We start from the raw sequence: 24,999 nt of genomic DNA on the forward strand, positions 1-24,999 counted from the left end.
ATTGACCCAGTGAAAATCTGCTCATGCTACAGTGAGGAAAATGGTAGCGATGAGTGAAGCGTTGGAAGAAGGTATCAAACGTTGGACAGCCAAGCGCAAATCAGCGCTTGCCAAAGAGATAATGCGGGGCAAGACCACCATGGCCGAGGCCAGCCGGACTTATGATCTGACACCAAGCGAGATCGAGGGTTGGGTGGACGATACCCAGAAGGGCATGGAAAATGCCTTGCGTGCCAATCCCCTTGATGTTCGTTAGCACTTTGAGTAAAGGCTGTGCGATCTTCCGGAAGCCTATGGGGTGTAATGCTGGAGTTGGGGCGCGAAAAAACGTTGCAGGCCTTGCTGGACGCGGAGGACGACAAATGATCCGCAGTGTCCAGTAAGGCTTTCTGGAACAAGGTGTTGTGATCCTGCTGACGAAGTTGTGCATCAGGTTCAACGTTCCGCGCCGCATTGTTTATTATAAACCAACCAAGGCCGCATCGAAGGTCAACTCGGCTTTCAGTGAGCCCATGAAGGCTTTCATCGCACAGGAGCCTCCCTTCGGCTATAGCACGGTGGCCAATTTCTGGGCTTTAACAAAAACACCGTGCAGCGGATATTCCAGCTGAAAGGGTGGCAGGTTCGCAAGCGTTGCATTGGAGTTAGGACCATAGTTGAAGCACTGCCTTCCGTTGCGCACGCTCCCAACCAGCGCTGGTCACCTGATTTATGTTGTTAGTGGGCCTATCACGACCAGCGTACACAATTTGGCATCTTCAGCGCGAAGAGCACTGTAGATGCCATCTGCCCATATGTAGATCTATTCATCCTTACAAAGATCGCTCTGACGCCATGTATTATACTCCTGCGCCCACTTTTTCTTCAATCTGGAGACGGTGCTGGCAGAATGGCCACTGGCTTCAGGTCCGACCAGAACTCTCAAGACCCATCCATTTCGCCGCTGGAGATGCCTTTCAGATAAAGTCAGGGTAAGGCCTGGCTTCCAGGCTTCTTGCTTTGCGAACATAGGGCGGCACGAGCGCAGATTGGAAGGTAACCGGTGCGCCGGAGCGATTACGGACTTTCGTAACCTGGACTGCAACAGGTCTTATCCCGGTCTGGATCTGACCTTCAGGATGATATCCGCTACGCACAACACGCGAGCGGCCTTCCACATCCATATCTTTTCGGAAACGGGCAAGCACACACTGGAGTTACTGTTCTATAGCCTGCTGTAGCAAGTCTCGCGCTCCATCGCGCAGCAACTGAGTCAGGGATCGTCAAAAACGCTGTTTTAACGCGCAAGCTCAACGATATTATCGTTCTCCACGATGGCGTATCTCTTAGTGGTTGAAATGTGGATTTGGGCATCAATCAGTCAACCCGATACGCCGCCGACTGAACTTCACAATGCACCAGATGCAGGTATAGCTCTGCAATGTGCGCTCGGTGCCATTCTTCTCAGTTGCATGACGATATGTTTGCTCTAAAGGCAAGAGCATTTGGTGAGCAGACATCACAGTATCCTACAGGTTCATTCTAAATGTTTAGGGCTGTTCTGCTGAGACGTATTTTGCCGTGCTTACTGGGTGATTACTGGAGCTTTTTTGAGGGGTGCTGGATACACAAAAAGCCGCAAATTTGCGGCTTTTAAGTCATTGACTTTAATAAAGGAAAGCGTGGTGCCGGCAGCAGGGATCGAACCCGCGACCCCCTGATTACAAGTCAGGTGCTCTACCATCTGAGCTATACCGGCGTCGCTGGAGGGGCTTTTAAGGGGCTCTGGCCGGTTTGTAAATGCTTTTGGAAAAATTCTTTGCGGAAATTCACAGCTGGACCTTGAGCGGCGGCCTGCGCCGTAAATGCGTTGGCAGGTTTCTGCGGTTTTTCTAAGCCTCGTCATCCACAAGTCCCTGATGAAAAGTAGAGAATCCGACTGAGTGTCACGCTGGTCCGGCGCGTGCGCGGGTTGGTTATCCGCAGGTGAGTGGGGGATCGATTATCTATTTTGCCGGGAAACTAAAGCAATTTCAGTGCCTTTTAGTTTTTCCAATCTCAAATTGATACAACTCAATGTACCTAGTGAATGCTACCAATAGTTGTTTTGCTCGTGGGAAGAAAACCTAGAACTCTGGAGGTAGATTATGGGTTTGAAAAGGACCATGGGTCTTGTGGGGGCTGCGGCGATGCTTGCCACCACCGGGCAGGCGTTGGCGGCGGACCTGAGCCCGCAGCAAGATGCGGTGATGGCTGCTGCGGCATCACAAAAGAGCCCTTGGCAGATTCGTGTGCGCGCACTTGGCGTTATCACTGAGGACAGTGGCAGTGTGGATGGCATTGCTGGTTCCGACTTGTCTTACTCAGACACGGTCATTCCAGAGCTGGATATCACCTATTACTTTACGGATAACATTGCAGCTGAACTCATCCTCGGCACCACATGGGCCGATGTGAAGGGGGAAGGGTCGATTTCGGCACTGGGAACGGTAGGTGAGACATGGCTTTTGCCGCCTACACTCACTCTGCAGTATCACTTCACCAATTTCGGTCAGTTCAAGCCCTATGTGGGTGCCGGGGTGAACTACACGATTTTCTATAGTCAGGACGGCAAGAACGCCATGTCCGATCTTGATATTGAAAACACGTGGGGAGCTGCATTGCAGGTCGGCTTCGATTACATGATCGATGACAACTGGGGTGTGAACCTGGATGTAAAGAAGCTCTTCCTTGAGCCGGACTACGACATCACCATGAATGACGGAACCAAGCTCTCAGGCAAGGCGGAGCTGAACCCATGGCTGGTTGGTGCCGGCATTACCTACCGCTTCTGATGGCAGCGGTTTGGTGAAGAGGAGGGCTTGAGCGGCGGTGCCACTCGAGCCCGATTTGTATTTTGCCCTTGGTGCCTATCAAAAACGGCCCACCAGCAGGTGCTGGCAGGCCGCGAACCTTCAAAGCGTAGGGATGGGCGCTCAGCCGAGGCCCATCTTCATGCGGGCAACATAAAGAGACAGAACGGCAGCATTAGAGACGTTGAGCGACTTGATCTCGCCGGGCATGTCCAGCCGGGCGAGGGTGTCACAGGCTTCTCGCACGCCGTGACGGACGCCTTTTCCTTCCGAGCCGAGGACCAAGAGTGTCTTCTCGGTGAACTCAGTATTTTCCAATGAGGCTGGGCCTTCGCTGTCCAGTGCAATGGCCTTGTACCCTTGTTCCCGCATTTCATCGACAAACCGCGCCATGTTCGGCACGCGGACATGGCGGATCATATCGAGGGCGCCTGAGGCGGTTTTTGCCAGAACGGGCCCTTCTTCTGGGGCGTGCCGGCGCGTCGTGACGACAGCATCAGCGGACAAGGCAACGGCAGAGCGAAGGATCGCGCCAACATTATGGGGGTCGGTTACCTGGTCGAGGGCCAGCACCAACTTGCCGCGTTCCAGTTCCTCTGCGCCGTAGTGGGGCAGGGGATCAACGAACAAGGCAGCGCCCTGATGGACTGCATCCTTTGGCAAGAGCTTGTCGATGGCGCGGGGTGTTTCAATTTCAATGGGCACGTCTGGCTTTACACCGCGCTCTTCAAGGCGGCGTAGCGCGTTCTGGCTGATGACCAGCTTGTGGCGCGTGCGGGCCGGGTTGGCAAAGGCAGCTTCGACCGTGTGAAGGCCGTAGATGAAGAAGGGGCCGTCGTCCGTGTCGGGACGGCCACCCATGGCTTTCTTCTTCCAGGGCGGTATGCCGCCGCGGTGGCCGGCCTGTGGTTTATCTTTGAATTGTTTGGGGCGTTTGTTCTGGCTCATGAAGGTGAGCGATACAGCGCTGCGCATTTCTGTTCAATAAGTAAAACCGAATCCTTGTCTGCTGTTTATCCACACGAGAGGGCGGATGGAGGGCCTGTGACAATGGGAAAGCTTTGCCGGATCAATGGGGATAGCTTTTTGCGGCAAATGCTTGGCGAGGGGCACCGAAAGCCAAAGAGCGCGGGTTCCTGCGAAAAACTTGGCGAGCCGGAAATGGGTTTCGGGCATAAATCGGGCGGTGGACCGGAAAGGGGAGAAGGATTTGTTTCGTGTTCCTGTTGTTTTTGCACAATCTGTTGCAGATGGCCGTTGACACGGCGGGTCTACAACTGCATAAACCGCGCCACAGGAACGCGGTACCCGCTTGCGGCGTACAGCGGTCTGTCGAAGCTAGCTAAGCTGAAGGCGGTTCATTTGTCTTTTGCTTAGAGGTGTTTCGGAGGAGTGCCCGAGTGGCTAAAGGGGGCGGACTGTAAATCCGCTGGCTATGCCTACGTTGGTTCGAATCCAACCTCCTCCACCATTCACCGTTTGGTTTCGCGGGTGTAGCTCAATGGTAGAGCAACAGCCTTCCAAGCTGATGACGAGGGTTCGATTCCCTTCACCCGCTCCAATCTTTAGCTGCGCCAGAACGCGCGATCCTCAAAGGTTTTAATTGGGGCGGTTTGACGTTGGTTTGAGTCTGTGCCTCAGGACCTTGATAGTCTGAACTGCGGATTGGATAGAGAGTTACGCCTATGGCGAAGGAAAAGTTTGACCGTACGAAGCCGCACGTCAACATCGGCACAATTGGCCACGTTGACCACGGTAAGACCACTCTGACTGCTGCTATCACCAAGCAGTTCGGTGAGTTCAAGGCTTACGACGAAATCGACGGTGCACCTGAAGAGCGTGCACGCGGCATCACCATCTCAACTGCACACGTTGAGTATGAGACCGAAAACCGTCACTACGCTCACGTTGACTGCCCAGGTCACGCTGACTACGTGAAGAACATGATCACCGGTGCAGCGCAGATGGACGGCGCAATCCTGGTTGTGAACGCAGCTGATGGCCCAATGCCACAGACCCGCGAACACATCCTGCTTGCTCGTCAGGTTGGCGTTCCTGCTCTGGTTGTTTTCATGAACAAGGTTGACCAGGTAGATGACGAAGAACTTCTCGAGCTCGTCGAGATGGAAATTCGTGAACTGCTGTCCTCCTATGAATTCCCAGGCGACGACATTCCGATCGTAGCTGGTTCTGCTCTGGCAGCTCTGGAAGATCGCGACGACAACATCGGCAAGGACAAGATCACCGAGCTGATGGCTGCAGTTGACGAGTACATCCCAACTCCAGACCGTCCACGCGATCAGCCGTTCCTGATGCCAATCGAAGACGTGTTCTCCATCTCTGGCCGCGGTACTGTTGTAACCGGTCGTGTAGAGCGCGGCGTGATCAAGGTTGGTGAAGAAGTCGAGATCGTCGGCATCAAGGACACCGCCAAGACCACCGTTACCGGTGTTGAAATGTTCCGCAAGCTGCTCGATCAGGGTGAAGCTGGCGACAACATTGGCGCATTGATCCGCGGTGTTGGTCGTGAAGAAGTTGAGCGTGGCCAGGTTCTTTGTAAGCCGGGTTCTGTAACCCCGCACACGAAGTTCAAGGCAGAGGCATACATCCTGACCAAGGAAGAAGGCGGTCGTCACACCCCATTCTTCACTAACTACCGTCCACAGTTCTACTTCCGTACGACTGACGTGACCGGTGTTGTTAGCCTGCCGGAAGGCACTGAGATGGTTATGCCTGGCGATAACGTTTCCGTTTCTGTTGAGCTGATCGTTCCGATCGCAATGGAAGATGGTCTGCGTTTCGCTATCCGCGAAGGCGGCCGCACCGTTGGTGCTGGCGTCGTTGCTGAAATCATCGAATAAGATCAGTTGACCTGATCAAAGGTGTCGCCTATATCACGGCGACTCCGGCCCTCTAACCGGGCCAGCAAGAGTTCTATCCGCCAAGGCGGGTTGATGCAGGGGTATAGCTCAGTTGGTAGAGCGACGGTCTCCAAAACCGTAGGTCGGGGGTTCGAGCCCCTCTGCCCCTGCCATTTAACTCTTGATAAGCGAGCCTACATGGCTTAAAGAAGTTTTTTCTGATCATGGGGGCGCGTGGATCACTTCACGCGCCCACCTGTCGTGAGTTGGGCCGGTACCGGATGGCAAAAACCAATCCTTTTACTTTTCTACAGCAGGTTCGTTCTGAGACTGCGAAGGTTACATGGCCAACACGCCGTGAGACCGTGATTACCACTGTCATGGTGTTCATCATGGTGTTTCTGGCGGCCCTGTTTTTCTTGGCGGCTGACCAGTTGATGAGCTTTGTAATTTCTTACGTGCTTGGCCTTGCTGGCTAAAGTTCGCACTGGGAGCAGACTTTAAAAAATGGCTAAGCGCTGGTATATCGTTCACGCTTACTCCAACTTCGAGAAGAAGGTTGCTGAGGCTATCAAAGAGAAAGCCGCGCAGCAGGGGCTTGAGGACTTGTTTGACGAGGTTCTCGTCCCGACGGAGAAGGTTACAGAAGTCCGTCGCGGTCGCAAGGTTGAAAGCGAGCGCAAATTCTTCCCTGGCTATGTGCTGGTGAAGATGGAGATGACCGACGAAGCGTATCACCTCATCAACGATACACCAAAGGTCTCCGGGTTCCTGGGGAACGACAAGAAGCCAATGCCGATTTCCGAATCCGAGGCTCGTCGTATTCAGGGCCAGGTTGAGGAGGGCGTGGAAGCGCCGCGGCCATCTATCAGTTTTGAAGTGGGTGAGCAGGTTCGCGTCAGCGACGGTCCATTCGCTTCCTTCTCCGGCCTTGTTGAAGAGGTCGATGAGGAGCGGGCACGTCTGAAAGTGACAGTGTCCATCTTTGGCCGGGCGACCCCGGTTGAACTCGAATACGGTCAGGTCGACAAGGTCGGCTAACCGTTTGACAAGGGGCGGCAGGTTTCGCGCACTTTCGCCGGTGCGCTTTCGGACCAGACCGCCCGCTCTCTTGTGTGCTGTATCTTCAGTACACCCATTCCTTAATGGAGAGGATTATGGCGAAAAAAATTGAAGGTTACCTAAAGCTTCAGGTGCCGGCTGGCTCTGCTACGCCGTCCCCGCCAATCGGCCCAGCATTGGGTCAGCGCGGCCTGAACATCATGGAATTCTGTAAGGCGTTCAATGCGAAGACGCAGGACGTTGAAAAGGGTGCTCCGTGCCCGACAGTAATTACCTACTACTCTGATAAGTCTTTCTCTTTCGAGGTTAAGACTGCACCTGTTTCCTTCTTCCTGAAGAAGGCTGCCAACATCAAGTCTGGTTCCCAGACTCCGGGTCGCGGCACAGTTGCATCCGTAACCAAGGCGCAGGTTCGTGAGATCGCTGAAGCCAAGATGAAAGACCTCAATGCCAACGACATTGAATCAGCAATGCTGATGGTTGAAGGCTCTGCCCGTTCCATGGGCGTGGAAGTTACGGAGTAAGATCAATGGCTAAAGTAGGTAAGCGCACCAAAGCGGCCCGTGAAGGCCTTGATCGCGACAAGATTTATGCTCTTGGCGAAGCTGTAACCCTCGTCAAGGATCGCGCAACTGCAAAGTTCGACGAGAGTGTTGAAGTTGCAATCAACCTCGGTGTTGATCCTCGTCACGCTGACCAGATGGTTCGCGGCGCATGTGTGCTGCCACACGGCACCGGTAAGACCGTTCGTGTTGCAGTGTTTGCACGTGATGCCAAGGCTGAAGAAGCCAAGGCAGCTGGTGCTGACATCGTTGGCGCAGAAGATCTGGTTAAAGAAGTTCAGGATGGCAACATCAACTTCGACACCGTAATCGCTACTCCAGACATGATGCCACTGGTTGGTCGTCTGGGTAAGGTTCTCGGTCCTCGCGGCATGATGCCAAACCCTAAGGTTGGCACTGTTACTCCTGACGTCACCAAGGCAGTTAACGATGCCAAGGGTGGTGCAGTGCAGTTCCGCGTTGAGAAGGCTGGTATCATCCACGCTGGTGTTGGCAAGGTTTCTTTCGAGCCTACCAAGCTGGAAGAGAACATCAAGGCACTGGTAGATGCTGTTGTTAAGGCAAAGCCAACTGGCGCAAAGGGTACTTACCTGAAGCGCGTGGCACTGTCTTCCACAATGGGTCCAGGCCTGAAGGTTGAAGTTGCTTCCGTTACCGAATAAACGGTAACGCGAACTAAGTTTCCCTCTCTTCTTTAAGGAGAGAGGGGTTCCAGTCAATTCCTTAGTGGGATTTGACGCCCCTGTCCGAGACTGCAGGTGTTGGTCCTTTTGGGCCGACTTAAGCCAACCGGGCCTGCATAGATGGAGAAGGACCGATGACAAACACTTTGTTGGTTACCGGTTCGAACCGTACGGCCTTGCTGCAGCCATAACGGCGAGCGAGGGGACAGGAACCCTAAGCGTCGTTGTGGGGTCACTTCATGTGATCGCGTAGCGGCAAAGGCTAACCGGCGAAATCCCTTGAGGGTTTCGCTAAATGGAGTAGGCAAGTGGAAAGAGCGGAAAAGCAAAAGTTCGTGACGTCCTTCAACGAAGTGTTGTCCAACACTGGCGTTGCGGTTGTTGCGCACTATGCAGGCCTCTCTGTTTCCCAGATGACTCAGCTGCGCGCTGAGGCACGTGAAGCAGGTGGTACTGTAAGAGTTGCTAAGAACCGTCTTGTAAAGCTTGCCCTTCAAGGCACTGAGCTGGAGCACATCTCCGACCTGTTCCAGGGCCCAACCGTGATTGTCTATTCTGACGATCCAGTTGCAGCTCCTAAGGTCGCAGCAAACTTCGCCAAGGCAAACGACAAGTTCGTCATCCTTGGTGGTGCTCTCGGTTCTACTAACCTGGATGCTTCTGGCGTGAACGCGCTGGCTACAATGCCGTCTCTGGACGAGCTGCGTGGCAAGCTTGTTGGTCTGCTTCAGACCCCAGCGTCCCGCATCGCACAGGTTACAAGCGCACCGGCCGGGCAGCTTGCTCGCGTCTTCAATGCGTATGCCGAAAAGGGCGAAGCCGCGTAAGGCGGAACCACTTAATTTTTGTCAAAACCCTAGCGGTTCGAACAGTAAGGTACATAGAAAATGGCTGATCTCGAAAAGATCGTTGAAGAACTCTCCACCCTCACCGTCATGGAAGCTGCTGAGCTGTCCAAGATGCTCGAAGAAAAGTGGGGCGTTTCCGCTGCTGCTCCTGTAGCTGTTGCTGCAGTTGCTGGTGGTGCAGATGCAGGTGCAGCTGCTGAAGAAAAGACCGAATTCGACGTGATCCTGGCAGACGCTGGCGCGAAGAAGATCAACGTAATTAAGGAAGTACGTGCGATCACCGGTCTTGGCCTTAAGGAAGCTAAGGAGCTCGTAGAAGGCGCTCCTAAGCCAGTTAAGGAAGCAGTTTCCAAGGACGAAGCAGAAGAGCTGAAGAAGAAGCTCGAAGAAGCTGGCGCAAAGGTCGAACTCAAGTAATTCTTGGGTTTCATATAACGGTCCCGGAGAAATCCGGGGCCGCCTTCTTACCCTGGCGGGTTTCCTTGCCGGGGTAAACGTCCCAAAAGGGACGGTTTCGCAAAATTGCGCGTGACTATTGAGAGTGTAGTTTCGCCGAACCGTCACCTTGAGTGATACGAGGAGCGACAATGACGCAGACGTTCAACGGTCGCAAAAGGGTCCGCAAGTACTTCGGGTCCATTCGCGATGTAGCGGCCATGCCGAACCTTATCGAAGTGCAGAAGGCATCTTATGATCAATTTCTGCAGGTCGAGAAGCCAGAGGGTGGCCGAGTTGAAGAAGGCCTTGAGGCCGTTTTCAAGTCCGTATTTCCGATTTCGGATTTTGCAGGCACTTCCCTTCTTGAGTTCGTATCCTACGAATTCGAGCATCCTAAATATGACGTAGACGAGTGTCGCCAGCGTGACATGACCTACGCAGCGCCACTCAAGCTGACGCTGCGCTTGATCGTGTTCGACGTTGATGAGGACACTGGCGCGAAGTCTGTCAAGGACATCAAGGAACAAGATGTCTACATGGGCGATATTCCGTTCATGACAGACAATGGTACCTTCATCATCAATGGTACCGAGCGTGTTATCGTTTCCCAGATGCACCGCTCTCCGGGTGTGTTCTTCGATCACGATAAAGGCAAGACGCACTCTTCCGGCAAGCTGCTGTTTGCCGCGCGCGTGATTCCTTACCGTGGTTCCTGGCTCGACATCGAGTTCGACGCCAAGGACATCGTCCACGCACGTATCGACCGTCGTCGTAAGATCCCAGTGACGTCACTTTTGATGGCGCTTGGTCTCGACCACGAAGAAATCCTGAATACCTTCTATCGCCGTATTGAGTACACCCGCATTGGCGAAAACGCTTGGCGCGCGCCATTTGATGCTGAGCGTCTGAAGGGTTCAAAGGCAAATCGTGATCTTATTGATGCCGACAGCGGTGAAGTCGTTGTCGAAGAAGGCAAGAAGATCACTGCGCGTACCATTCGCCAGCTCGAAGAGCAGGGCGTTTCAGCGCTGAAGATTGCTGACGAAGATCTCTATGCTCAGTTCCTCGCTGAGGATGTTGTCGACCCAAGCACCGGTGAAATCTTCGGTGAAGCAGGCGACGAGCTTAACGAAAAGACACTGGCTGAATTCATCGAGCGCGGGTTCCATGACCTGGCGATCCTCGATATCGACCATGTGAACACCGGCGCCTACATTCGCGACACGCTTGCTGCTGACAAGAATGATAACCGCGAAGAAGCGCTGTTCGACATCTACCGCGTCATGCGTCCAGGTGAGCCGCCAACCATCGAAACTGCAGAAGCGATGTTCCATTCGCTGTTCTTCGATGCGGAGCGTTATGATCTGTCCGCCGTTGGCCGCGTTAAGATGAACATGCGCATGGACCTTCAGTGTGAAGACACTGTTCGCGTGCTGCGCAAGGAAGACATTCTCGCTGTTATTGCGACCCTTCTGGACATGCGTGATGGCCGTGGTGAAATCGATGATATCGATAACCTCGGTAACCGCCGCGTACGTTCCGTTGGTGAGCTGATGGAAAACCAGTACCGTGTTGGTCTTCTGCGTATGGAACGTGCGATCAAGGAGCGTATGAGCTCCGTTGAGATCGACACCGTGATGCCGCAGGATCTGATCAACGCGAAGCCTGCTGCAGCCGCAGTACGCGAGTTCTTCGGTTCTTCTCAGCTTTCACAGTTCATGGACCAGACCAACCCGCTGTCAGAAGTCACCCACAAGCGTCGTCTTTCTGCTCTCGGCCCAGGTGGTTTGACCCGCGAACGCGCAGGCTTTGAAGTTCGCGACGTGCACCCAACGCACTATGGCCGTATCTGTCCGATTGAGACCCCTGAAGGTCCGAACATCGGTCTGATCAACTCCTTGGCGACCTACGCCCGTGTCAACAAGTACGGCTTTATCGAAAGCCCGTACCGTAAGGTTGTCGACGGCAAGGTGTCTCGTGACGTGGTCTATCTCTCCGCAATGGAAGAGAGCAAGTATTACGTTTCTCAGGCAAACGCCGAGTTGAATGACGACTTTGAGTTCGTTTCCGATCTGGTGCAGTGTCGTCACGCTGGTGAAAACATTCTTGTTCCGCCAAGCCGCGTTGACCTAATGGACGTGTCTCCGAAGCAGCTGGTTTCCGTTGCTGCATCGTTGATCCCGTTCCTTGAAAACGATGACGCGAACCGCGCACTTATGGGTTCCAACATGATGCGTCAGGCGGTGCCATTGGTCCGCGCTGAAGCACCATACGTTGGCACTGGCATGGAGCCGGTTGTTGCTCGTGACTCTGGTGCCGCTATCGGCGCGCGTCGGGGCGGTGTCGTTGACCAGGTTGATGCGACTCGTATCGTTATCCGTGCGACAGAGGATCTGGATCCGTCCAAATCTGGGGTTGACATCTATCGCCTCTTGAAGTTCCAGCGCTCCAACCAGGACACTTGTATCAACCAGCGTCCGCTGGTGAACGTGGGTGACCGCGTGGAGAAGGGCGACATTATCGCTGATGGTCCGTCCACTGATCTTGGTGATCTGGCTCTTGGTCGTAACGTGCTCGTGGCGTTCATGCCATGGAACGGCTACAACTTCGAAGACTCCATTCTTCTTTCCGAGCGCATCGTTCGCGATGACGTATTCACCTCCATCCACCTCGAAGAATTCGAAGTGATGGCGCGTGATACCAAGCTTGGCCCTGAAGAAATCACACGCGACATTCCGAACGTTTCTGAAGAGGCTCTGAAGAACCTCGATGAAGCCGGTATTGTTTACGTGGGTGCTGAGGTTAAGCCTGGCGACATTCTCGTTGGCAAGATCACACCAAAGGGCGAAAGCCCAATGACGCCGGAAGAAAAGCTTCTGCGCGCCATCTTTGGTGAGAAGGCGTCTGACGTTCGTGATACCTCGCTGCGCCTGTCTCCAGGTGTGTCCGGTACCGTTGTTGAGGTTCGCGTCTTTAACCGCCACGGCGTGGAAAAAGACGAGCGCGCGATGTCCATCGAGCGTGAAGAAATCGAACGCCTCGCAAAGGACCGTGACGACGAACAGGCAATTCTTGACCGTAACGTCTATGGCCGTCTGGCCGAGATGATCATGGGTCATGTGGCTGTTGGTGGTCCGAAGAACTTCCGCAAGGGTGTTGAGATCGACGGTAATGTTCTCAACGAGTTCCCACGTTCACAGTGGTGGCAGTTTGCGGTCGAAGACGAAAAGCTCATGAGCGAGCTGGAAGCTCTTCGCGGTTCTTATGACGAAAGCCGCAAGCGTCTCGAGCAGCGTTTCATCGACAAGGTTGAGAAGCTGCAGCGTGGTGACGAGTTGCCACCTGGCGTGATGAAGATGGTCAAGGTCTTCGTTGCTGTGAAGCGCAAGATCCAGCCAGGCGACAAGATGGCTGGCCGTCACGGTAACAAGGGTGTGGTCTCCAAGATCAACCCGAACGAAGACATGCCGTTCCTCGAAGATGGAACGCACGTTGACATCGTTCTGAACCCGCTGGGTGTGCCGTCGCGCATGAACGTTGGTCAGATCCTTGAAACGCACCTTGGCTGGGCCTGTGCGGGCATGGGTAAGAAGATCGGCGAGCTTTACGATCAGTACCGCAAGACCGGTGAGATTGAGCAGCTTCGCGGCAAGGTCATCGAGATCTATGGCGACAACCTCAAGGGTGACCCGGTTCAGGAATACGATGACGCGGGTATTGCAAAGCTGGGTGAGCAGCTGAAGAAGGGCGTGTCCATAGCGACACCAGTCTTCGACGGCGCACGCGAGCCAGACGTTGTTGACATGCTCAACATCGCCGAGGTGAAGCCATCCGGTCAGTCAACCCTGTTCGATGGCCGTACTGGTGAACAGTTCGACCGTCAGGTGACTGTGGGCTACATCTACATGCTGAAGCTCCACCACCTGGTTGACGACAAGATCCACGCTCGTTCCATTGGCCCATACTCCCTCGTTACTCAGCAGCCGCTGGGTGGTAAGGCGCAGTTTGGTGGTCAGCGCTTCGGTGAGATGGAGGTGTGGGCACTGGAAGCTTACGGTGCTGCATACACCCTTCAGGAAATGCTTACCGTCAAGTCTGATGACGTGGCAGGTCGTACGAAGGTTTATGAAGCCATCGTTCGCGGTGATGACACGTTCGAAGCCGGTATCCCGGAGAGCTTCAACGTTCTCGTCAAGGAAATGCGCTCACTCGGTCTTAACGTCGAGTTGCAGGATAAGGAACCGCGTCAACCGGTTAACGATGACGCAACGGCTGCGGATGCTGCGGAATAAACATCCAGTGACGCATCCCGCCCAGAACATTCACTTGATGCCGGTTGTTGGGGAGTTCGCTGTTCGCGAACTCCCTGGCCGCGCATGTTAGGAGAGAGCCGATGTCGCAAGAGGTCATGAACCTGTTCAATCAACAGGCTCCCGCGCAGAACTTCGATCATATCCGCATCTCGATTGCCAGCCCGGAAAAGATCCTTTCCTGGTCATTTGGTGAGATCAAGAAGCCGGAAACAATCAACTACCGCACGTTCAAGCCAGAGCGTGAAGGGTTGTTCTGTGCTCGCATCTTCGGTCCAATCAAGGACTACGAGTGCTTGTGCGGTAAGTATAAGCGCATGAAGTACAAAGGCGTTATCTGTGAAAAGTGTGGCGTTGAAGTCACCCTTTCCCGCGTACGCCGTGAACGCATGGGGCACATCGAGCTTGCAGCTCCTGTCGCTCACATCTGGTTCCTGAAGTCTCTGCCATCCCGCATTGGCCTTCTTCTGGACATGACCCTCAAGGATCTTGAGCGCGTTCTGTACTTCGAAAACTACATTGTTCTCGAACCAGGTCTTACTCCTCTGAAGCAGCACCAGTTGCTCTCGGAAGAAGAGTATGTGCTGGCTCAGGACGAGTACGGTGAAGATGCCTTTACCGCCATGATCGGCGCGGAAGCGATCCGCGAAATCATGGCGAGCATGGACCTTCAGGCTGAAAGCGAAAAGATCCGTCAGGAAATCGCTGAAGCAACCACTGAGCTGAAGCCTAAGAAGTTGGCGAAGCGCTTGAAGGTGGTTGAGGCGTTCATCGAGTCAGGTAACCGTCCCGAATGGATGATCATGACCGTCGTTCCAGTCATTCCACCGGATCTTCGTCCGCTGGTTCCGCTGGATGGTGGCCGCTTTGCGACATCAGATCTGAACGATCTGTATCGACGTGTGATCAACCGTAACAACCGTTTGAAGCGTCTGATCGAGCTGCGTGCGCCGGATATCATTATCCGTAACGAAAAGCGCATGCTGCAGGAATCTGTTGATGCTCTGTTCGACAACGGCCGCCGCGGCCGTGTCATTCAGGGTGCCAACAAGCGTCCGCTCAAGTCGCTTTCCGACATGCTGAAGGGTAAGCAGGGCCGCTTCCGTCAGAACCTCCTTGGTAAGCGCGTGGACTACTCCGGTCGTTCCGTTATTACCGTGGGTCCTGAGCTGAAGCTGCACCAGTGTGGTCTGCCGAAGAAGATGGCGCTTGAGCTGTTCAAGCCGTTCATCTATTCGCGTCTTGACGCCAAGGGCTTCTCTTCAACCGTCAAGCAGGCCAAGAAGCTGGTTGAGAAAGAACGTCCGGAAGTTTGGGATATCCTTGATGAGGTTATCCGCGAGCACCCGGTTCTGCTTAACCGTGCGCCTACGCTGCACCGCCTCGGCATTCAGGCATTCGAGCCTACGCTGATTGAAGGTAAGGCTATTCAGCTGCACCCGCTTGTCTGTTCTGCGTTCAACGCTGACTTTGACGGCGACCAGATGGCTGTTCACGTACCGCTCTCGCTGGAAGCCCAACTGGAAGCGCGTACGCTGATGATGTCTACCAACAACATTCTGCATCCGGCGAACGGTGGTCCGATCATCGTGCCGTCTCAGGATATTGTTCTTGGTCTCTACTATCTGTCCATTATGGCAGAAGGTGAGCCAGGTGAGGGCATGGCTTTTGGTAACCTGGGCGAATTGCACCACGCGTTGGAAAGCAAGGCAATCACGGTTCACACCAAGATCCGTGGCCGCTTCAAGACCGTTGATGAGTTCGGTCAGCCAGTCTCCAAGATCTATGAGACCACTCCAGGTCGCATGATGATTGCGGAACTGCTTCCTAAGCACCACGAAGTTCCTTTCGACGTCTGTAACAAGCTGATGACGAAGAAAGAGATCTCCAAGATGATCGACACGGTTTACCGTGCAACCGGTCAGAAGGAGACTGTGATCTTCTGTGACCGCATCATGGAACTCGGCTTCAAGAATGCGTGCCGCGCGGGTATTTCGTTCGGTAAGGACGACATGCTTATCCCTGACAACAAGTGGCAGCTGGTTGATGCAACCACAACCATGGTCAAGGAATACGAGCAGCAGTACAACGACGGTCTGATCACCCAGGGTGAGAAGTACAACAAGGTTGTTGATGCTTGGGCCAAGTGTACCGACAAGGTCGCTGACGAGATGATGAAGCGCATCTCGGCTGTCGAGTTTGACGAAGAGAGCGGTCGTCAGAAGCAGATGAACTCTGTTTACATGATGGCTCACTCCGGTGCGCGTGGTTCTCCAGCACAGATGAAGCAGCTCGGCGGTATGCGCGGTCTGATGGCTAAGCCGGATGGCTCTATCATCGAAAACCCGATTATCGCGAACTTCAAGGAAGGCTTGTCCGTTCTTGAGTACTTCAACTCCTCGCACGGTGCTCGTAAGGGTCTTGCGGATACGGCGCTTAAGACCGCTAACTCCGGTTACCTTACCCGTCGTCTGGTTGACGTTGCTCAGGACAGCATCATTCTTGAAGAAGACTGTGGTTCTGAAGGCGGTATCTCTGTTCAGGCGATCATTGACGCCGGTAACGTCATTGCGTCACTGGGTAGTCGTGTTCTCGGCCGTACAGCGGCTGAAGACGTCTACAACAACGCAACCGGTGAGCTGATCGTTTCCAAGGGCACGCTGATCGATGAGAAGGACGTGGATGCCATTGAGGCAGCCAAGGTCCAGATGATCAAGATCCGCTCTGTTCTGACCTGTGAGACCAAGACTGGTGTGTGTGCGGCGTGTTATGGTCGTGACCTTGCACGTGGTACGCCGGTGAACATCGGTGAGGCTGTTGGTGTTATTGCTGCACAGTCCATTGGTGAGCCTGGTACCCAGCTGACCATGCGTACCTTCCACATTGGTGGTACGGCACAGGTTGTTGACAGCTCCTTCATCGAAGCCAACTTCGACGGTACCATCAAGACACGTAACCGCAACGTGGTTCGTGACTCCGATGGCAACAACATCGTCATGGCCCGTAACATGTCCATCATCGTGGTCGACAGCGACGGCAACGAGCGTGCATCACATCGTCTGATGTACGGTTCCAAGTTGCACGTTGACGAAGGTGATAGCATCAAGCGCGGCCAGCGTCTGGCTGAGTGGGATCCATACACCCGTCCGATCCTGACCGAAGTGTCCGGTCGCGTGGCCTTTGAAGATCTCGTTGACGGCTCTTCTGTCAAGGAGACCACCGATGAGGCAACTGGTATCACCAAGCGTATCGTCATTGACTGGCGTTCGTCTCAGCGCGGTTCTGATCTGAAGCCAGCAATGGTCATTCAGGACGAAAGCGGCAAGCCAATGAAGTTGCCACGTGGTGGCGACGCTCGTTCGCTTCTGTCAGTTGACGCGATCCTGTCCGTTCAGCCGGGCGATGTCGTTCATGCGGGTGACGTTCTTGCGCGTATTCCTCTGGAAAGCGCGAAGACCAAGGACATTACCGGTGGTCTGCCACGCGTTGCTGAACTGTTCGAAGCTCGCCGTCCGAAGGATCACGCGATCATCGCAGAACTCGATGGTACGATCCGCTTTGGCCGCGACTACAAGAACAAGCGTCGCATCATCATCGATCCGACCGACGAGAGCCTAGAGCCGGTTGAATACCTCATTCCGAAGGGCAAGCACTTCCACCTGCAGGAAGGCGACACCATCGAGAAGGGTGAATACCTGCTGGACGGTAACCCAGCTCCGCACGACATCCTTGCCATTAAGGGTGTTGAGGCACTGGCTGCTTACCTCGTCAACGAAATCCAGGAGGTTTACCGCCTCCAGGGTGTGGGCATCAACGATAAGCACATTGAAGTTATCGTGCGTCAGATGCTCCAGAAGGTTGAGATCACTGATCCGGGTGAGACCGAATACTTCGCTGGTGAGCAGATTGATCGCATCGATCTCGAAGAGGCAAACCAGAAGGCGATCGACAATGCTCGTGATCCTGCCAAGGCGGTTCCAGTTCTGCTGGGTATCACCAAGGCATCCTTGCAGACCCGTTCGTTCTTCTCTGCTGCATCGTTCCAGGAAACCACTCGTGTCCTGACCGAAGCTGCAGTCGCTGGCAAGATCGATCCATTGGATGGTCTGAAGGAAAACGTGATCGTGGGTCGTTTGATCCCGGCAGGTACCGGCGGAACCATGAACCGGATCCGCAAGGTTGCAACCCTGCGCGACGATCTGATCATGGATGCACGCCGTGCAGCATCAACCGCAGGAACTGCGGATGCGATGCTGGAAGACTTCAGCGGCGGATTGGACTGATCGCTGACTTGCAAGAACTAAAGAGGCCGCCCAGTATCAGGGCGGCCTTTTCCATTTAAAGAGAGGGGCCATCATGGCTGAGACAGACAACACCAATTCACTCAATGGCTCGGGCGAAGCGCCAGTACTTTACATTCTTGTCGGTCGCGGCTGGGAAGAAGAAGATGGACACCCGGATGATGCCGTTCCGTTCAACATTCTTGTCACCGCAGCCGATGATGATGGCGCCGTGCGTCGGGGCCTCGAAGCCTTGACCGCGCAAGGTTTCATCGAGGCGGAACTCGACCAGATCGGCATTGTCACCGAACGCCCGGAAGAAGACATGTTTGCCTCGGCATATGATGATGCCATGGCCGGCAATGTTGCGGTGATCGCGTTCCGCGACTAAGAGATTCAACGGGTCCTGCTAGAGGATCGTTGGAATCAAAAGGCGGGGTAGGGGCGAGAGCCTTTGTTCCGCCTAACTATTAATGCGCATGACACTGTTTGAGAATGTGGTACGAAAATTACAAGATCATCTCTCATTCTGCGCATTTGTTGCTGCTGCAGGTTCCCGGTCCGTTAACCAAGTTTGGCTGGCGTTAATATAGTCTTTACCCGAGATTATTTTGCGCTGGGGTACTTGACGAAACATGGGACTGTGAGTAGTTTCCGCGCAACCACATGGCAGGCGGTAAGCAATGTCCTTTTTCTATGGCGCCACGCTGAGAAATACTGAAGCTTAAACGCTGCCGGGTTCATAGGCGAATATACGTCGAGTTCATGATCGCGTTAACGCGTGATCCTCTGGTGTCGCAGCGCCTTCCGCGAGAAAAAAGCGGAATAGGCGCGTTTGCGTTTGTCTAACTGGATGTGAGACTCGACGAGAACATTAGGTAAAGGGCAATTTAGTATGCCGACGATCAATCAGTTGATCCGCAAGCCACGCAAGGATCCTCCTAAGCGGAACAAAGTTCCAGCTATGGAAGCAAATCCTCAGAAGCGTGGCGTTTGTACACGCGTTTACACCACTACGCCAAAGAAGCCGAACTCGGCTCTGCGTAAGGTGGCAAAGATCCGTCTGACGAATGGCTTCGAAGTCATTGGTTATATCCCAGGTGAGGGCCACAACCTGCAAGAGCACTCTGTCGTGATGATCCGCGGCGGCCGTGTAAAGGATTTGCCAGGTGTGCGTTATCACATCATTCGTGGTGTTCTTGATACCCAGGGTGTTAAGGACCGTAAGCAGCGTCGCTCCCATTACGGCGCGAAGCGCCCGAAATAAGAGGATAGCCATATGTCCCGTCGTCACGCTGCTGAAAAGCGTAAGGTTCTTCCAGATCCTAAGTTTGCAGACATCGTCGTTACCAAGTTCATGAACGCGGTAATGCTTGATGGTAAGAAGTCTGTTGCAGAGCGCATCGTTTACGGTGCATTCGACATCATCGAAAACAAGACCCGCACCAATCCAGTAGAAGTGTTCCACTCTGCTCTGGAAAACGTAATGCCGCAGGTCGAAGTTCGTTCCCGCCGCGTTGGTGGTGCAACCTATCAGGTTCCAGTCGAGGTTCGTGCAGAACGTCGTCAGGCTTTGGCTATTCGCTGGCTGATCTCAGCTGCGCGTGGCCGCAATGAGACCACAATGGTTGGTCGCATCTCTGGTGAACTCATGGATGCTGCTAACAACCGTGGTAACTCCGTTAAGAAGCGCGAAGACACGCACCGTATGGCGGAAGCCAACCGCGCGTTCTCGCATTATCGCTGGTAACATCCCCGGAAAGAGGCTGGCGCTATGTCACGCACACACAAAATCGAGGACTACCGCAACTTCGGCATCATGGCCCACATTGATGCCGGTAAGACGACTACTACAGAGCGTATCCTCTTCTACACCGGTAAGTCTCACAAGATCGGTGAAGTTCATGATGGCGCAGCTACCATGGACTGGATGGAGCAGGAGCAGGAGCGTGGTATCACCATCACTTCTGCGGCTACCACCGCGCACTGGAAAGAAAAGCGTCTTAACATCATTGACACCCCAGGCCACGTTGACTTCACCATTGAAGTTGAGCGTTCCCTGCGTGTTCTTGATGGTGCAGTAGCTCTTCTGGACGCCAACGCTGGCGTAGAACCGCAGACCGAAACTGTTTGGCGTCAGGCCGACAAGTACAACGTTCCGCGGATGATCTTCGTCAACAAGATGGACAAGCTGGGTGCAGACTTCTTCCGCTGTGTGGAGATGATCGAAAAGCGCCTCGGTGCAAACCCACTCTGCCTTCAGCTGCCTATCGGCGCTGAGAGCGAGTTCGCGGGTGTTGTCGATCTGCTCAAGATGAAGGCTCTCGTCTGGCAGGGTGAAAACCTCGGCGCAAGCTGGGATGAGCTGGATATTCCTGCTGATCTGGCTGATCAGGCTCAGGAATACCGCGAAAAGCTCATCGAAACCGCTGTTGAGGTCGATGAAGCCACAATGGAAGCTTATCTGGAAGGTGAAGAGCCGACCTTTGAGAAGCTTCAGGAGCTCATTCGCAAGGGCACCATCGCTGGCGATTTCGTTCCTGTGATGTGTGGTACGGCGTTTAAGAACAAGGGTGTGCAGCCTCTGCTGGACGCGGTTGTTGATTACCTGCCAAGCCCAGTCGAAGTTCCTGCGATTAAGGGCATCGACGCAAAGACCGAAGAAGAAACTGTTCGCAAGTCTTCTGATGAAGAGCCGCTTGGCATGCTTGCGTTCAAGATCATGAACGACCCGTTCGTTGGTTCTTTGACCTTCTGCCGTATTTACTCTGGTGTCCTGAACAAGGGCTCATCAGTAATGAATACGGTCAAGGAAAAGCGCGAGCGCGTTGGCCGCATGATGCAGATGCATTCCAACAGCCGTGAAGACATCGATGTAGCTTACGCAGGCGACATCGTGGCTATCGCTGGCCTGAAGGATACTACTACGGGTGATACGCTCTGCGACCCTCTCAAGCCTGTTATTCTGGAACGCATGGAGTTCCCGGATCCAGTTATTGAGATCGCTGTTGAGCCAAAGACCAAAGCTGACCAGGAAAAGATGGGCCTTGCCCTGAACCGTCTGGCTGCTGAGGATCCATCATTCCGTGTTAAGACCGACGAAGAGTCCGGCCAGACCATCATTGCTGGCATGGGTGAACTTCACCTGGACATCCTCGTTGATCGCATGAAGCGCGAATTCAAGGTGGAAGCAAACATTGGTGCTCCTCAGGTTGCATACCGTGAGACCATCACCAAGGTTGCAGACGTCGACTATACCCACAAGAAACAGTCTGGTGGTTCTGGTCAGTTCGCGCGCGTTAAGCTCACCATTGAGCCGAACGAAGTCGGCGCTGGGTTTGAGTTCGCTAACACAGTTGTGGGTGGTAACGTTCCTAAGGAATACATCCCGGGTGTTGAAAAGGGTGTCGAAAGCGTCATGTCTTCCGGCCCTCTGGCAGGCTTCCCAATGGTCGATATCAAGGTAACCCTCACTGACGGTGCTTACCACGATGTTGACTCCTCTGTGATGGCGTTCGAAATCGCAGGTCGTGCAGGTTTCCGTGAAGCAATCGCCAAAGCTGGTGCAAAGCTCATGGAACCAATCATGAAGGTTGAGGTTGTTACCCCTGAAGATTACATGGGTGACGTAATCGGCGATCTGAACTCACGTCGTGGGCAGATTGCAGGTACCGAAAACCGCGGTGTCGTGACCGTTATCACTGCTATGGTTCCGCTGGCCAACATGTTTGGTTACGTCAACAACCTGCGCTCCATGTCGCAGGGACGTGCACAGTATTCCATGGTGTTCGATCATTACGATCTTGTCCCACAGGCTGTGGCTGATGAGGTTCAGGCGAAATACGCCTGAACCTAAAAAATACAGTCAACGGGATTACAGAGAGAACGGAGAAATCCGATGGCAAAAGAAAAATTTGACCGTACGAAGCCGCACGTCAACATCGGCACAATTGGCCACGTTGACCACGGTAAGACCACTCTGACTGCTGCTATCACCAAGCAGTTCGGTGAGTTCAAGGCTTACGACGAAATCGACGGTGCACCTGAAGAGCGTGCACGCGGCATCACCATCTCAACTGCACACGTTGAGTATGAGACCGAAAACCGTCACTACGCTCACGTTGACTGCCCAGGTCACGCTGACTACGTGAAGAACATGATCACCGGTGCAGCGCAGATGGACGGCGCAATCCTGGTTGTGAACGCAGCTGATGGCCCAATGCCACAGACCCGCGAACACATCCTGCTTGCTCGTCAGGTTGGCGTTCCTGCTCTGGTTGTTTTCATGAACAAGGTTGACCAGGTAGATGACGAAGAACTTCTCGAGCTCGTCGAGATGGAAATTCGTGAACTGCTGTCCTCCTATGAATTCCCAGGCGACGACATTCCGATCGTAGCTGGTTCTGCTCTGGCAGCTCTGGAAGATCGCGACGACAACATCGGCAAGGACAAGATCACCGAGCTGATGGCTGCAGTTGACGAGTACATCCCAACTCCAGACCGTCCACGCGATCAGCCGTTCCTGATGCCAATCGAAGACGTGTTCTCCATCTCTGGCCGCGGTACTGTTGTAACCGGTCGTGTAGAGCGCGGCGTGATCAAGGTTGGTGAAGAAGTCGAGATCGTCGGCATCAAGGACACCGCCAAGACCACCGTTACCGGTGTTGAAATGTTCCGCAAGCTGCTCGATCAGGGTGAAGCTGGCGACAACATTGGCGCATTGATCCGCGGTGTTGGTCGTGAAGAAGTTGAGCGTGGCCAGGTTCTTTGTAAGCCGGGTTCTGTAACCCCGCACACGAAGTTCAAGGCAGAGGCATACATCCTGACCAAGGAAGAAGGCGGTCGTCACACCCCATTCTTCACTAACTACCGTCCACAGTTCTACTTCCGTACGACTGACGTGACCGGTGTTGTTAGCCTGCCGGAAGGCACTGAGATGGTTATGCCTGGCGATAACGTTTCCGTTTCTGTTGAGCTGATCGTTCCGATCGCAATGGAAGATGGTCTGCGTTTCGCTATCCGCGAAGGCGGCCGCACCGTTGGTGCTGGCGTCGTTGCTGAAATCATCGAATAAGAATTGAGTTTGACGGCAGCAGCTGGTCATTAACAAAAACGAACGGCTGCTGCCGATCTTGCTCACTAGGGAAAAGTCATGAACGGTCAGAATATTCGGATCCGCCTGAAGGCGTTTGATCACCGTGTTCTCGACGCTTCCACAAAGGAAATCGTCAACACGGCGAAGCGGACCGGCGCGCAAGTGCGCGGACCTGTGCCGCTGCCGACGCGGATCGAGAAGTACACTGTACTTCGCGGACCGCATATCGACAAAAAGAGTCGTGATCAGTTTGAGATGCGCACACATAAGCGTCTTCTCGACATCGTCGATCCTACTCCTCAGACAGTTGATGCTCTTATGAAGCTCGACCTGGCTGCAGGTGTAGACGTCGAGATCAAGCTCTAAGGCGGCCAAAGGGGACACGCAGATGCGTTCTGGAGTGATCGCCCAGAAGGTGGGTATGACTCGCGTCTATAACGACGCTGGTGAACATGTGCCGGTAACGGTACTTCGTCTGGACAACTGTCAGGTTGTTGCCCACCGGACGGAAGAAAAGAACGGCTACACTGCGCTTCAATTGGGCGTAGGTGCAGCTAAAGTTAAAAATACGGATCGCGCAATGCGCGGACACTTCGCAGTAGCGAAGGTTGAACCTAAGCGTAAGCTTGCCGAGTTCCGTGTTACTTCTGAAAACATGATCGACGTTGGTGCAGAAATCACTGCAGAACACTTCGTCAACGGTCAGTTCGTAGACGTAACCGGCACTTCTATCGGTAAGGGCTTCGCTGGTGCAATGAAGCGCCACAACTTCGGTGGTGGTCGTGCTTCTCACGGTGTGTCTATCTCTCACCGTTCGCACGGTTCAACGGGCCAGTGTCAGGATCCAGGTAAAGTGTTCAAAGGCAAGAAAATGGCCGGTCACCTCGGTGATGAACGCGTTACCACGCAGAACCTCAAGGTTGTACGCACTGATGCAGAGCGTGGCCTGATCCTCGTGGAAGGTTCTGTACCTGGTTCCAAGGGCGGCTGGATTCTCGTTCGCGACGCCATCAAGAAGGCACTGCCGGAAGCAGCACCACTACCAGGTGCGATCCGTCAGGCTGCTGCTGATGCTGCGGCCGAAACCGGGAAGGAAGGTGAGTGATGGAACTCGAGGTCAAGACCCTCGGCGGCGGTGCGGCCGGTTCGATCACCGTGTCTGAAGAAATCTTCGGACTTGAGCCACGCACAGACCTGATTCAGCGCGTTGTACGTTGGCAGCTGGCTAAGCGCCAGGCTGGCACGCACAAGACCCTGGGTCGCTCTGAAGTGAACGGTACTACCAAGAAGTTCGTTCGTCAGAAAGGTTCTGGCGGCGCTCGTCACGGTAACCGTAAGGTTCCTCAGTTCAAGGGCGGCGGTCGCGCCTTTGGTCCAGTCGTACGCTCTCATGCGCACGATCTGCCAAAGAAAGTCCGCGCACTTGGTCTCAAGCATGCTCTGTCTGCAAAGGCAGCTGCTGGGAACCTGATCGTGCTTGAAGAAGCTAAGGCTGGCGAAGCAAAGACAAAGGCACTGAAGGCACAGCTTGCTGGTCTCGGTCTGTCTAACGTCCTTTTCGTTGATGGTGCAGAAGTAGATGCAAACTTCGGTCTTGCATCCCGCAACATCCCGAATGTTGACGTGCTTCCAGTACAGGGCATCAACGTTTACGACATTCTGCGTCGTGACACGCTCGTACTGACCAAGGCTGCAGTTGCTGCACTGGAGGAACGTTTCTAATGAGCAAGGTTGTTCACTACGACACGATCGTTTCTCCGGTAATTACCGAAAAAGCAACTTATGCTTCTGAAGAGAACAAGGTCGTTTTCAAGGTCGCTATCACTGCTACAAAGCCTGAAATCAAGGCAGCAGTTGAATCCCTGTTCGGCGTAAAGGTTAAAGCGGTAAACACTCTTGTCCGTAAGGGTAAGACCAAGCGTTTCCGTGGCATCCTCGGCCGTCAGAGCGACTTCAAGAAGGCTGTGGTCACCCTCGAGGACGGTCAGTCCATCGATGTGACGACTGGTCTCTAAGGGCGAGGTAGGA

21 protein-coding genes and 4 tRNA genes are annotated in these 24,999 nt (G+C 54.1%); 23 read left to right on the forward strand and 2 right to left on the reverse strand.

Features of this window, described 5'->3' with window-relative positions; translation table 11 throughout:
- Positions 1–49 precede the first annotated feature (49 nt).
- A complete protein-coding gene (locus PUV47_RS11770) occupies positions 50–256 on the forward strand; it encodes a DUF1153 domain-containing protein (RefSeq protein WP_274218757.1) in 207 nt (68 codons plus the stop codon).
- Between the two features lie 1,406 nt (positions 257–1,662).
- Here PUV47_RS11770 and PUV47_RS11775 read toward each other — a convergent pair.
- Positions 1,663–1,738, reverse strand: a tRNA-Thr gene (locus tag PUV47_RS11775).
- A 388-nt stretch (positions 1,739–2,126) separates the two neighbouring features.
- Between PUV47_RS11775 and PUV47_RS11780 the strand changes: the two genes are divergently transcribed.
- Entirely contained in the window at positions 2,127–2,813 is a 687-nt protein-coding gene (locus PUV47_RS11780; protein ID WP_274218758.1) for an OmpW/AlkL family protein, read from the forward strand.
- A 141-nt stretch (positions 2,814–2,954) separates the two neighbouring features.
- Here PUV47_RS11780 and PUV47_RS11785 read toward each other — a convergent pair whose 3' ends face one another.
- A complete protein-coding gene (locus tag PUV47_RS11785) occupies positions 2,955–3,806 on the reverse strand; it encodes a TrmH family RNA methyltransferase (RefSeq protein WP_425313758.1) in 852 nt (283 codons plus the stop codon).
- A gap of 411 nt (positions 3,807–4,217) precedes the next feature.
- Here PUV47_RS11785 and PUV47_RS11790 point away from each other — a divergent pair.
- The 21 genes from PUV47_RS11790 (at position 4,218) to PUV47_RS11890 (ending at position 24,986) form a co-directional block, all read left to right on the forward strand.
- Positions 4,218–4,302 (forward strand) — tRNA-Tyr (locus tag PUV47_RS11790).
- 16 nt (positions 4,303–4,318) lie between these two features.
- A tRNA-Gly gene (locus PUV47_RS11795) sits at positions 4,319–4,392 on the forward strand.
- Between the two features lie 124 nt (positions 4,393–4,516).
- Positions 4,517–5,692, forward strand: coding sequence for an elongation factor Tu (gene tuf, locus PUV47_RS11800; protein WP_274218759.1), 1,176 nt, complete (start codon positions 4,517–4,519; stop codon positions 5,690–5,692).
- 97 nt (positions 5,693–5,789) lie between these two features.
- Positions 5,790–5,865, forward strand: a tRNA-Trp gene (locus tag PUV47_RS11805).
- 108 nt (positions 5,866–5,973) lie between these two features.
- Positions 5,974–6,171: a preprotein translocase subunit SecE gene (gene secE, locus PUV47_RS11810; protein ID WP_274218760.1), complete on the forward strand. Its 198-nt coding sequence runs from the start codon at positions 5,974–5,976 to the stop codon at positions 6,169–6,171.
- Between the two features lie 28 nt (positions 6,172–6,199).
- Positions 6,200–6,733, forward strand: a complete 534-nt coding sequence (nusG, locus tag PUV47_RS11815; RefSeq protein WP_274218761.1) for a transcription termination/antitermination protein NusG — start codon at positions 6,200–6,202, stop codon at positions 6,731–6,733.
- A gap of 116 nt (positions 6,734–6,849) precedes the next feature.
- On the forward strand, positions 6,850–7,278 hold the full coding sequence (gene rplK / locus PUV47_RS11820) for a 50S ribosomal protein L11 (protein ID WP_274218762.1): 429 nt from the start codon (positions 6,850–6,852) through the stop codon (positions 7,276–7,278).
- Positions 7,279–7,283: 5 nt separating this feature from the next.
- Positions 7,284–7,979 carry a 50S ribosomal protein L1 gene (gene rplA / locus PUV47_RS11825; protein WP_274218763.1) on the forward strand — a complete coding sequence of 232 codons (696 nt, stop codon included), beginning with the start codon at positions 7,284–7,286 and terminating at the stop codon, positions 7,977–7,979.
- Between the two features lie 329 nt (positions 7,980–8,308).
- Complete coding sequence (rplJ, locus tag PUV47_RS11830) at positions 8,309–8,827, forward strand: 50S ribosomal protein L10 (protein ID WP_274218764.1); 519 nt, start codon at positions 8,309–8,311, stop codon at positions 8,825–8,827.
- Between the two features lie 60 nt (positions 8,828–8,887).
- Complete coding sequence (gene rplL / locus PUV47_RS11835; protein WP_274218765.1) at positions 8,888–9,265, forward strand: 50S ribosomal protein L7/L12; 378 nt, start codon at positions 8,888–8,890, stop codon at positions 9,263–9,265.
- 170 nt (positions 9,266–9,435) lie between these two features.
- Positions 9,436–13,578 carry a DNA-directed RNA polymerase subunit beta gene (gene rpoB, locus PUV47_RS11840; protein ID WP_274218766.1) on the forward strand — a complete coding sequence of 1,381 codons (4,143 nt, stop codon included), beginning with the start codon at positions 9,436–9,438 and terminating at the stop codon, positions 13,576–13,578.
- A 101-nt stretch (positions 13,579–13,679) separates the two neighbouring features.
- Positions 13,680–17,879 carry a DNA-directed RNA polymerase subunit beta' gene (gene rpoC / locus PUV47_RS11845; protein ID WP_274218767.1) on the forward strand — a complete coding sequence of 1,400 codons (4,200 nt, stop codon included), beginning with the start codon at positions 13,680–13,682 and terminating at the stop codon, positions 17,877–17,879.
- 73 nt (positions 17,880–17,952) lie between these two features.
- A complete protein-coding gene (locus tag PUV47_RS11850) occupies positions 17,953–18,267 on the forward strand; it encodes a regulator (protein ID WP_274218768.1) in 315 nt (104 codons plus the stop codon).
- Positions 18,268–18,771: 504 nt separating this feature from the next.
- Entirely contained in the window at positions 18,772–19,143 is a 372-nt protein-coding gene (gene rpsL, locus PUV47_RS11855; protein WP_274218769.1) for a 30S ribosomal protein S12, read from the forward strand.
- A gap of 12 nt (positions 19,144–19,155) precedes the next feature.
- Complete coding sequence (gene rpsG, locus PUV47_RS11860) at positions 19,156–19,626, forward strand: 30S ribosomal protein S7 (protein ID WP_274218770.1); 471 nt, start codon at positions 19,156–19,158, stop codon at positions 19,624–19,626.
- 24 nt (positions 19,627–19,650) lie between these two features.
- Entirely contained in the window at positions 19,651–21,726 is a 2,076-nt protein-coding gene (fusA, locus tag PUV47_RS11865; RefSeq protein WP_274218771.1) for an elongation factor G, read from the forward strand.
- A 48-nt stretch (positions 21,727–21,774) separates the two neighbouring features.
- The gene (gene tuf, locus PUV47_RS11870; protein WP_274218759.1) at positions 21,775–22,950 is read left to right on the forward strand and encodes an elongation factor Tu; all 1,176 of its coding nucleotides are present in this window, start codon (positions 21,775–21,777) and stop codon (positions 22,948–22,950) included.
- Between the two features lie 78 nt (positions 22,951–23,028).
- Complete coding sequence (gene rpsJ, locus PUV47_RS11875) at positions 23,029–23,337, forward strand: 30S ribosomal protein S10 (protein ID WP_068314098.1); 309 nt, start codon at positions 23,029–23,031, stop codon at positions 23,335–23,337.
- Positions 23,338–23,359: 22 nt separating this feature from the next.
- A complete protein-coding gene (gene rplC, locus PUV47_RS11880) occupies positions 23,360–24,076 on the forward strand; it encodes a 50S ribosomal protein L3 (RefSeq protein WP_274218772.1) in 717 nt (238 codons plus the stop codon).
- Positions 24,076–24,693 carry a 50S ribosomal protein L4 gene (rplD, locus tag PUV47_RS11885; protein WP_274218773.1) on the forward strand — a complete coding sequence of 206 codons (618 nt, stop codon included), beginning with the start codon at positions 24,076–24,078 and terminating at the stop codon, positions 24,691–24,693. Before rplC ends, rplD begins: the two co-directional genes overlap by 1 nt.
- The gene (locus tag PUV47_RS11890) at positions 24,693–24,986 is read left to right on the forward strand and encodes a 50S ribosomal protein L23 (RefSeq protein WP_274218774.1); all 294 of its coding nucleotides are present in this window, start codon (positions 24,693–24,695) and stop codon (positions 24,984–24,986) included. The genes rplD and PUV47_RS11890 overlap by 1 nt, the downstream gene beginning before the upstream one ends.
- The last annotated feature ends 13 nt before the right edge of the window (positions 24,987–24,999 follow it).

Origin of the sequence: Pseudovibrio exalbescens, from assembly GCF_028737195.1 — a bacterium.
GTDB classification, from domain to species: domain Bacteria; phylum Pseudomonadota; class Alphaproteobacteria; order Rhizobiales; family Stappiaceae; genus Pseudovibrio; species Pseudovibrio zosterae.

What these genes read in the sequence shown, in the direction of transcription:
- rpsJ (WP_068314098.1), top strand. Translation starts at nt 23,029, where the DNA reads ATGAACGGTCAGAATATTCGGATCCGCCTGAAGGCGTTTGATCACCGT.
- rplC (WP_274218772.1), top strand. Translation starts at nt 23,360, where the DNA reads ATGCGTTCTGGAGTGATCGCCCAGAAGGTGGGTATGACTCGCGTCTAT.
- secE (WP_274218760.1), top strand. Translation starts at nt 5,974, where the DNA reads ATGGCAAAAACCAATCCTTTTACTTTTCTACAGCAGGTTCGTTCTGAG.
- tuf (WP_274218759.1), top strand. Translation starts at nt 21,775, where the DNA reads ATGGCAAAAGAAAAATTTGACCGTACGAAGCCGCACGTCAACATCGGC.
- PUV47_RS11850 (WP_274218768.1), top strand. Translation starts at nt 17,953, where the DNA reads ATGGCTGAGACAGACAACACCAATTCACTCAATGGCTCGGGCGAAGCG.
- nusG (WP_274218761.1), top strand. Translation starts at nt 6,200, where the DNA reads ATGGCTAAGCGCTGGTATATCGTTCACGCTTACTCCAACTTCGAGAAG.
- PUV47_RS11780 (WP_274218758.1), top strand. Translation starts at nt 2,127, where the DNA reads ATGGGTTTGAAAAGGACCATGGGTCTTGTGGGGGCTGCGGCGATGCTT.
- rpsG (WP_274218770.1), top strand. Translation starts at nt 19,156, where the DNA reads ATGTCCCGTCGTCACGCTGCTGAAAAGCGTAAGGTTCTTCCAGATCCT.
- fusA (WP_274218771.1), top strand. Translation starts at nt 19,651, where the DNA reads ATGTCACGCACACACAAAATCGAGGACTACCGCAACTTCGGCATCATG.
- tuf (WP_274218759.1), top strand. Translation starts at nt 4,517, where the DNA reads ATGGCGAAGGAAAAGTTTGACCGTACGAAGCCGCACGTCAACATCGGC.
- PUV47_RS11770 (WP_274218757.1), top strand. Translation starts at nt 50, where the DNA reads ATGAGTGAAGCGTTGGAAGAAGGTATCAAACGTTGGACAGCCAAGCGC.
- rplA (WP_274218763.1), top strand. Translation starts at nt 7,284, where the DNA reads ATGGCTAAAGTAGGTAAGCGCACCAAAGCGGCCCGTGAAGGCCTTGAT.
- rplD (WP_274218773.1), top strand. Translation starts at nt 24,076, where the DNA reads ATGGAACTCGAGGTCAAGACCCTCGGCGGCGGTGCGGCCGGTTCGATC.
- rpoB (WP_274218766.1), top strand. Translation starts at nt 9,436, where the DNA reads ATGACGCAGACGTTCAACGGTCGCAAAAGGGTCCGCAAGTACTTCGGG.
- rplL (WP_274218765.1), top strand. Translation starts at nt 8,888, where the DNA reads ATGGCTGATCTCGAAAAGATCGTTGAAGAACTCTCCACCCTCACCGTC.
- PUV47_RS11890 (WP_274218774.1), top strand. Translation starts at nt 24,693, where the DNA reads ATGAGCAAGGTTGTTCACTACGACACGATCGTTTCTCCGGTAATTACC.
- rplK (WP_274218762.1), top strand. Translation starts at nt 6,850, where the DNA reads ATGGCGAAAAAAATTGAAGGTTACCTAAAGCTTCAGGTGCCGGCTGGC.
- rpsL (WP_274218769.1), top strand. Translation starts at nt 18,772, where the DNA reads ATGCCGACGATCAATCAGTTGATCCGCAAGCCACGCAAGGATCCTCCT.
- rpoC (WP_274218767.1), top strand. Translation starts at nt 13,680, where the DNA reads ATGTCGCAAGAGGTCATGAACCTGTTCAATCAACAGGCTCCCGCGCAG.
- PUV47_RS11785 (WP_425313758.1), bottom strand. Translation starts at nt 3,806, where the DNA reads ATGCGCAGCGCTGTATCGCTCACCTTCATGAGCCAGAACAAACGCCCC.